General features: G+C 42.7%; 5 protein-coding genes. 4 read left to right on the top strand and 1 reads right to left on the bottom strand.

Features of this window, described 5'->3' with window-relative positions; genetic code table 11:
- Positions 1-314 precede the first annotated feature (314 nt).
- Entirely contained in the window at positions 315-1,772 is a 1,458-nt protein-coding gene (locus KKA81_08240; GenBank protein MBU2650910.1) for a T9SS type A sorting domain-containing protein, read from the top strand.
- A 5-nt stretch (positions 1,773-1,777) separates the two neighbouring features.
- Positions 1,778-3,343 carry a T9SS type A sorting domain-containing protein gene (locus KKA81_08235; protein MBU2650909.1) on the top strand — a complete coding sequence of 522 codons (1,566 nt, stop codon included), beginning with the start codon at positions 1,778-1,780 and terminating at the stop codon, positions 3,341-3,343.
- Positions 3,344-3,506: 163 nt separating this feature from the next.
- Here the strand turns inward: KKA81_08235 and KKA81_08230 are convergent, their stop codons facing one another.
- The gene (locus KKA81_08230) at positions 3,507-4,841 is read right to left on the bottom strand and encodes a PhoH family protein (protein MBU2650908.1); all 1,335 of its coding nucleotides are present in this window, start codon (positions 4,839-4,841) and stop codon (positions 3,507-3,509) included.
- Positions 4,842-5,059: 218 nt separating this feature from the next.
- Between KKA81_08230 and polA the strand changes: the two genes are divergently transcribed.
- Both polA and KKA81_08220 read left to right on the top strand, forming a co-directional pair.
- On the top strand, positions 5,060-7,831 hold the full coding sequence (gene polA, locus KKA81_08225; GenBank protein MBU2650907.1) for a DNA polymerase I: 2,772 nt from the start codon (positions 5,060-5,062) through the stop codon (positions 7,829-7,831).
- A 3-nt stretch (positions 7,832-7,834) separates the two neighbouring features.
- Positions 7,835-8,035, top strand: a 201-nt coding sequence (locus tag KKA81_08220) for a hypothetical protein (protein MBU2650906.1), incomplete at its 3' end; no start/stop codon positions are given.

The following is an 8,035-nucleotide window of genomic DNA, read 5'->3' as shown; positions in this document are numbered from 1 at the left end:
ATAATACCTTTGAAATGGATATGCCTGATAGTTATCACAGCACAAGTGATACTTTGATAGGGGTATATCTTGAGGCCTGCCAGGAATTCCTTTTAACAGAGAATTATTTCACGGGATATTCCGGCACGCAAATGGAGCATGCTGCAATTTATGCGCATAACCTTGGGCCATATTACAATGAGATATATAATAATTCTATTGAGAATCTGTCTTGCGGGATAATCGCTGCCGGTGAAAACCGGGATGAAGAAGACAATGATGTTGGTTTATGTATTAAATGCAATGATTTTACGGACTGCCAATATGATGTGTTTGTGACACCTTATGGCGGTATTAACCCGGATAGATTTGGTATTGCTGAAACCCAGGGCCATTTAGGCTCTGCCGCCCCTCAGGGTGTTAATCCCAATACCATGGCTGCCGGAAATACATTTTCTGATCCTGATTTCTCCGATCTGGAATATCAATTTTTCAACAATGCTAACCTGGATATAGTCACTTATTATCATCATTCAAATTTAGCAAGGATTTTTCTTGAACCTGAAGAATACAATAATATTGATCCCAGTCGTGATGATCAAGTTGAATACAGCAAAAGTGTCTCTTGTCCAACTATCTTAAATGAAAACATAAACCTCCTAACAGAATATAACTATATTGAAAGTGAGTCAGTTACTGTTGAATTGTATCAGGATACCCTGGATGTAATTGTTGATGGAGGAAGTACAGATGATTTAAATTTTGAAGTTCAGACCAGCTTTCCAGATGAAGCATTACAGATCAGGCAAGATCTTTTGGATGATTCGCCATATTTGTCAGATACAGTTATGAATTCTGCCATTATTAAAGAGGATGTTTTGCCCAATGCAATGATCAGGGACATTCTTGTGTCCAATCCGCAATCGGCAAAATCAGCAAATGTGTTAAACACCCTTAATTCAAGGTTTGATCCCATGCCTGATTATATGATGGCAGAAATAATGAACGGTTTGAATGTATTTGGTCACAAAGAGGTCCTTGAAAAAAACAAAGGAAAACATATCAATAACAGACAAAAAACATTTTCAAAACTAATCAGGTTTTATAAAAAGGATACCATAAACTCCTGGTCAAATGATAGCCTGATTGGGTTATTTAATAAAGAAAACACGCCTAATTCCCTGTACCGCTCGTCTTTGCACCAATTGAACATGGATGATAGCCTGAGCGCTTGTAATACTTTAGCCAGTATTCCAACCATTTTTACTTTAAATACAGAAGAACAAGATGAATATCAAAGTTTTTCTGATCTATTTAGCATAATTTCTGAATTAAGATATCATGGTTATGTTTTAGATAGCATCCAGGAAAGTACCCTGGAGGATTTATCACAAAACAATAACGACTTCATTGGCATTTATGCAAGAAATATCCTAATAAATCATGGATTAAAAAAATATAATGAGCAAATTTTCTTACCTGATAATTTGAAAAGTTCAACTACATGGGAGCTTCCGGAGGAATCAGGTTTAAAGAACCCTTCAGTTCTAAAGGTATTTCCTAATCCAGGGAAGAATTATTTCATTCTTGAGTATGATATCAGGGAATTTGTCGGAGTTCCTACTGTTAAAATTACTGACATTACAGGAAAGCCTTTTGCCTTCATCCGTTTATCGTACAAGCAGAATCAAATGGTTCAAGCTACTAATGACTGGCCGGCAGGAATATATTTGATACAACTGGCCATCGATAATTCTATTATTGAAAGCTGTAAACTTAGCCTTATAAAATAAAAGGTATGAACAGAATACTATATATATTTATTATTCTTGTATTTAATATGAATGTAGTGATTTCTCAGAGCAAGTGGTTACAATCATATTATGGAAATAAAGATGCTGTAGGGAAATATTTTTCTACATCTTATGATCGTGGCATCTATATCATTGGAAAACATGGAAATGGTTATGTGCCATTTCAATGGTTGATAAAAACTGACATCAATGGTGAAATACTTTGGGAAAAAACCCTTGGGGAACAAAATTCATATATAGGGCTGAATTATATTGATTGCAATAAATCAGGAAGTCTATATTGTGTTGGCAGTACAACATATTATGATGAATATAGTGATCCTTTAATATTGAAGTTAGATTCATGTGGGGAAAAAGAATGGTGCAAAGTGTATTATTCTCCATCGCATTTTGATTATGCATATTATGTGATCGCATTAAATGAAGGGGGGTGTGTAACTACGCTAAGTTATACAGGTATTTCACCAGATGACAGGATCTGCCTTGCAAAATTTTCAGAAGATGGGGATATGTTATGGAAGGAGTGCTATAATAGTATGGATTCTGCTCTGGTTTTCGAGGATTCGCAATCTATAACGCTAACACCTGATAATGGATATCTGATCTCGGCTGTCTGTAAATATGAAGAGCCTAACAACCCGGGACATTATGCGTCCAAACCATATTACATTAAAACTGATTCCAATGGCATTTTTCAATGGGAGCAGGTAGTATTCAAAGATGATACCTTATTTGGAGGTTATGCCTGGCATACCATCCTAAATCCCGATACAAATTGTTATTATTCCTGTATAAGCAGGTACTATTACCAGGAATCAAGGTCTGCGCCTGCATTGGTAAAACTCAGCATTAATGGGGATATACTAGGAATATATGATATAATTAATGGTTTTAAGCATGGTGGTCTGGATAATGCAGAATTCTTAAATGATACTGTTCTTGCAGCTAGCGCGGGATGGGGGAATTCAGAAGAAGATATAATCGGTTATGCTATTCTAATTGACACATTGGGCAACCTGCTTGATACTACCTTTTTATATCAGGACATATACAGCAGCCTATTAAAACTAACATTTGACAAAAAACTGTTATATATGTATAATACTTTTAAAAACAACCAGTTTGACGTTTACTTGCGAAAACTTAATCAGCAATTGGAAGACGACAGTAATTATACATTTCCCTTTAAATACGATACCCTTTGCCCATACCCCATCGCGTCCGACACCATTGTCCAGGACGACTGCAGCCTGATCGTAGGCACAGTTGAATGGCCGCCGATAGAAACAAAGACAAAAACAGAAGATATGCTGGAGGTTTTTCCGAACCCGGCGTATGGAGAAATACATTGTAAATACAGAATACCGAATACAGAATTGACAATTAGCCTGTATGATCTCTGGGGAAGGCTTGTTGAAATGGTAAGAATACCTTCCGGGCAATCGCAGTTCCGCATCGATGTTTCCGATTACCCACCCGGGGTGTATTTTGTGGTACTGAAAGAAGGGAAGGTGGTTTTGGGGAGAAAGAAGGTGGTTGTCTGCGATTAGAGGTGCGGAAGGAAAAGATTTTGGCAATTCTGTATTCTGTATTCTGTATTTACAATAGGATTGGCAATGTGCGATTTGATATTGTCAATGCATTGTAAATAGTAAATTCTCAATTGCATATCCTATTGTACATACAGAATACAGAATTGACAATCCCGGCTTTTTAAAGCATCTCATTTGCCAGATTCGCCAGCTCCGACCGTTCTCCTTTTTCCAGGCGGACGTGGGCGTAGATCTCGTGGTGCTTGATCTTATCGATCAGGTAGGAAAGTCCGTTGCTTTGTGAATCAAGATACGGCGTGTCGATCTGGTAGATATCGCCGGTAAAGATGATCTTGGTGTTTTCCCCGGCGCGGGTGATGATGGTCTTGACTTCATGCGGGGTGAGGTTTTGGGCTTCATCCACGATGAAGCACACGTTGGAAATGCTGCGTCCGCGGATATATGCAAGAGGCGTGATCACCAGCTTTTCCGTGTCCACTGCATCCTGTATCTTCTTATATTCCCTGTCCTTTTCCCCATACTGGTTCTGTATGAACTTGAGGTTATCCCATAGCGGTTCCATGTATGGATTCAGCTTCGATTTGATATCTCCGGGAAGATAACCAATGTCTTTGTTGCTTAAGGGAACGATGGGACGTGCCAGGTAGATCTGTTTGAAGTTCCGTTTTTGTTCCAGCGCACCGGCCAAAGCCAGCAAGGTTTTCCCTGTTCCTGCTATCCCCTGCATGGTGACCAGCTTGACCTTGGGATTCATGATGGCATGCAGGGCGAACACCTGCTCGGCATTGCGGGGCGTGATACGGTAGGCCGCAATTTTTTCAACCCGCTCCACGCGCTCCAGAACCGGGTTGTAAAAGGCAAGCGCCGATGATTTACCGTTCCTGGCAATGAAATAATGATTGGGGATGGGCTTTTCAACCCCGATATCTTTCGCATCACAAAAACCTGTACCGTACAACATGTCAATCACCTCCTTGCTAACCCCTTCAATCAATGACTTTCCTGTGTACAGCGATTCCACATCCTTGATCTTGCCCGTTTCAAAGTCCTCTGCAGGTATGTTCAGCGATTTGGCCTTCAGCCTGAGGTTGATATCTTTGGTGACAAGGGTTACCTTTTTCTCAGGATGCTGCTCACACATCATCAGGGCAGCATTCAGAATGCGGTGATCAGGCTTGTCTTCCCCGAAGATCTTGGTGGCATCCTTGTCGGGCTGCTCATTCATGATCACCTTGAAAAACCCGCCGTTGGGCATGTCAATAGGGATCCAGTTCGTAAGAGAATGATTGCTGGAAAGACGATCCATGATGCGGATGAACTCCCGTGCCTCGAAATTCTTGATGTCGTTGCCCTTTTTGAAATTGTCAAGCTCCTCCAAAACCGTGATGGGAATTGCTACATCGTTGTCTTCAAAACTGTAAATCGCGTTGTGATTGTAAAGTATTACGGAAGTGTCGATCACAAAGATCTTTTGTTGTTTTTTCCGGCGTGGCATACCGATAGTTTTTTAGTGTTGAGTTATAATCTGGTTTAAAGAACTACGCTAAAGTTATGTTTTAAAGTTGAGTTTTATTGCTCACGTTGTATTTACTTTTTAACATAAAATTGTGTACAAATTCTTTTTCTTTTCTTTCCAGGATGGCATGGTATTCCATTACCCGTTATCTGCATGGTTGGAAGCAAATGAGTATCTTTGTCTCAAACACACAGGTTATGCCGGAAAATAAGAAACTCTTCCTTCTCGATGCCATGGCCCTGATTTACAGGGCTTATTTTGCCCTGAACAAGAATCCGCGCATCAGCTCCAAAGGTCAGAACACTTCTGCCATCCTGGGATTTGCCAATTCCCTGTACGATGTTTTGAAAAATGAGAACCCAACCCATATCGGTGTTGCCTTTGATACTTTTGCCCCAACGGTCCGCACGGCAGAGTTTACCGAATACAAGGCTAACCGCGAGGCCATGCCCGAGGATATTGCTTCAGCGCTTCCTTATATTGATAAACTCATACAAGGATTTAACATTCCCATCCTGGCTGTGGATGGTTATGAAGCCGATGATGTGATCGGTACTTTGGCGAAAAAAGCGGAAGCTGCCGGATTCCAGGTTTATATGGTAACGCCGGATAAGGATTTCGGACAATTGGTTTCCGAAAATATTCGTATGTATAAGCCTCCGCGTATGGGAAACAAGGCCGAAATTCTCGGTGTGAAAGAAATCTGTGAGAAATATGGGATTGAGAGACCGGAACAGTTTATCGATATTCTCGGACTATGGGGAGATGCTTCGGATAATATCCCGGGTGTGCCTAATGTTGGTGAAAAAACGGCCATCAAGCTGGTTAAGGAGTTCGGTTCGGTGGAGGAGCTTCTCAGAAATACCGGCCGGCTCAGTGGGAAACTGAAGGAAAACGTTGAACAATATGCTGAACAGGCGCTGATTTCTAAGCAGCTTGCAACCATCATCCTGGATGTGCCTGTGGAATTTGATGAAAAAAGCCTGAAAAGAAAAGATCCGGATGCAAAAGCGTTAAAGGCATTATTTGAGGAATTGGAATTCAGGACATTTGCGTCACGGCTTTTTACCGATCTGCGTATTGAAGCAGAGTCCAGGGCTGGCCAGGCCGACCTTTTCAGTGACCTTTCCCCGGAAGAATCGGGTTTGGAGAGCTCCTTTACCGGTATCCGCGACACAAAACACCGTTACATCCTGGTAGAAAAACCGGAAGAAAGACAGACATTGCTCGGCGAACTGAAATATTCCGGTGGTTTTTGTTTTGACACTGAAAGCACCGGACTGGATGTTTACCGGGCCGAACTCGTAGGTATTTCTTTTTGCATGCAGCCCGGAACGGCATATTTTCTCATACTTCCGGAAGAAAAGGATGAAGTCCTGCGCATCCTGGAGGAATATAAACCACTCTTTGAAGACTCCGAAATAGAAAAAACAGGTCAGAATCTGAAATATGATATTTCCCTGTTAAAACAATACGGTGTGGAAACCCGTGGATTTCTGTTTGATACCATGCTGGCCCATTATCTGATCGAGCCCGACCTGCGTCATAATATGAATTTCATGGCTGAGACTTATTTGGGTTACCGGCCAGTGCCTATTGAAGAGCTGATCGGGAAAAAGGGAAAGGGGCAATCATCGATGCGGGAGGTGGAGCGATCTCTTCTTCGCGATTACGCCTGCGAAGATGCCGATATCACCCTCCAGCTCAGAAATGTGTTCGAGCCTATGCTGCAAACCTCGGGCGCCATGAAATTATTCCGCGAGGTAGAAGTTCCATTGATTCCTGTGCTTGCTGATATGGAAGCAGAAGGAGTGAGGCTGGATACCGCTGCACTGAATGAATTTTCAGGCGAACTGCAGAAAGAGATCGAAGCCACTGAATACCAGATCTATGAACTTGCAGGCTCCTCCTTTAACATTTCTTCTCCCAAACAGCTCGGAGAGATTCTCTTCGACCGGCTCAACATTGCAGATAATCCCAAAAAGACGAAAACCAAGCAATATTCCACCGGGGAGGAAATCCTGTCGAAGCTTGTGACCCGTCATCCCATTGTTCAGCTTATTCTCGATTACCGTTCGCTGACCAAACTGAAATCTACGTATGTTGACACCCTTCCTTCTATGACCGATGAAAACGGGCGTATTCATACCTCTTTTAACCAGGCTGTTGCCGCTACAGGAAGGCTGAGTTCGAACAACCCGAACCTCCAGAATATTCCTATCCGCACAGAGAAAGGAAGGGAGATCCGTAAGGCTTTTGTTCCCCGTGATGAGAATCATGTTTTGCTGGCCGCCGACTATTCTCAGATTGAGTTGCGCATCATCGCTGAGTTGAGTGGCGACACAGCGATGATGGAGACTTTTCAAAGGGGGGAGGATATCCATACGGCCACTGCAGCTCGTGTATATGGGGTGTCGCTGAGTGAGGTAACCCAGGAAATGCGCAGAAATGCAAAAACGGTGAATTTCGGGATCGTTTACGGTATCTCTGCATTTGGTTTGTCGGAAAGACTGGCTATTCCAAGGAGGGAAGCCGGAGACATCATCGATCAGTACTTCCGGAAATATCCGGGTATAAAGAATTATATGAACGATACCATCGCTTTTGCCAGGGAAAACGGTTATGTCAGCACCATCCTGGGACGAAGAAGATACCTCCGTGATATAAACTCAAACAATGCGACCGTGCGGGGATTTGCCGAAAGGAACGCTATCAATGCCCCTATCCAGGGATCTTCAGCCGATATGATTAAAATTGCTATGATCCGCATCCATCAGGCTATACAGGATGAAAAGCTGCAGGCCAGGATGATTTTACAGGTTCATGACGAACTTGTTTTTGACACTCCCCTCGGCGAAGTGGAACGGGTAACCGAACTGACAGAAAGGCTCATGAAAACTGCCATTCCCATGAAAGTCCCTGTGGAAGTGGAAATCAATACGGGAAGGAATTGGCTGGAGGCGCATTGAATAGTGGACTGGGGACTGGGATGCTGGGATACTGGGGGACTGGGGGACTGGGATGCTGGGATGCTGGGATGCTGGGATGCTGGGATGCTGGGATGCTGGGATGCTGGGATACTGGGATGCTGGGATACTGGGATGCTGGGATACTGGGATACTGGGGGACTGGATGTTGGAAATGAAATTTATAACTATCCCTATCTCTCAGCT

It is taken from the genome of Bacteroidota bacterium (assembly GCA_018831055.1).
Classification (GTDB): Bacteria; Bacteroidota; Bacteroidia; order Bacteroidales; family B18-G4; genus M55B132.
This window is presented reverse-complemented; position numbering and strand designations above follow the sequence as displayed.

Bases quoted from the DNA above. Each gene is read 5' to 3' on its own strand.
- KKA81_08235 (MBU2650909.1), top strand. From the start codon at position 1,778: ATGAACAGAATACTATATATATTTATTATTCTTGTATTTAATATGAAT.
- KKA81_08230 (MBU2650908.1), bottom strand. From the start codon at position 4,841: ATGCCACGCCGGAAAAAACAACAAAAGATCTTTGTGATCGACACTTCC.
- polA (MBU2650907.1), top strand. From the start codon at position 5,060: ATGCCGGAAAATAAGAAACTCTTCCTTCTCGATGCCATGGCCCTGATT.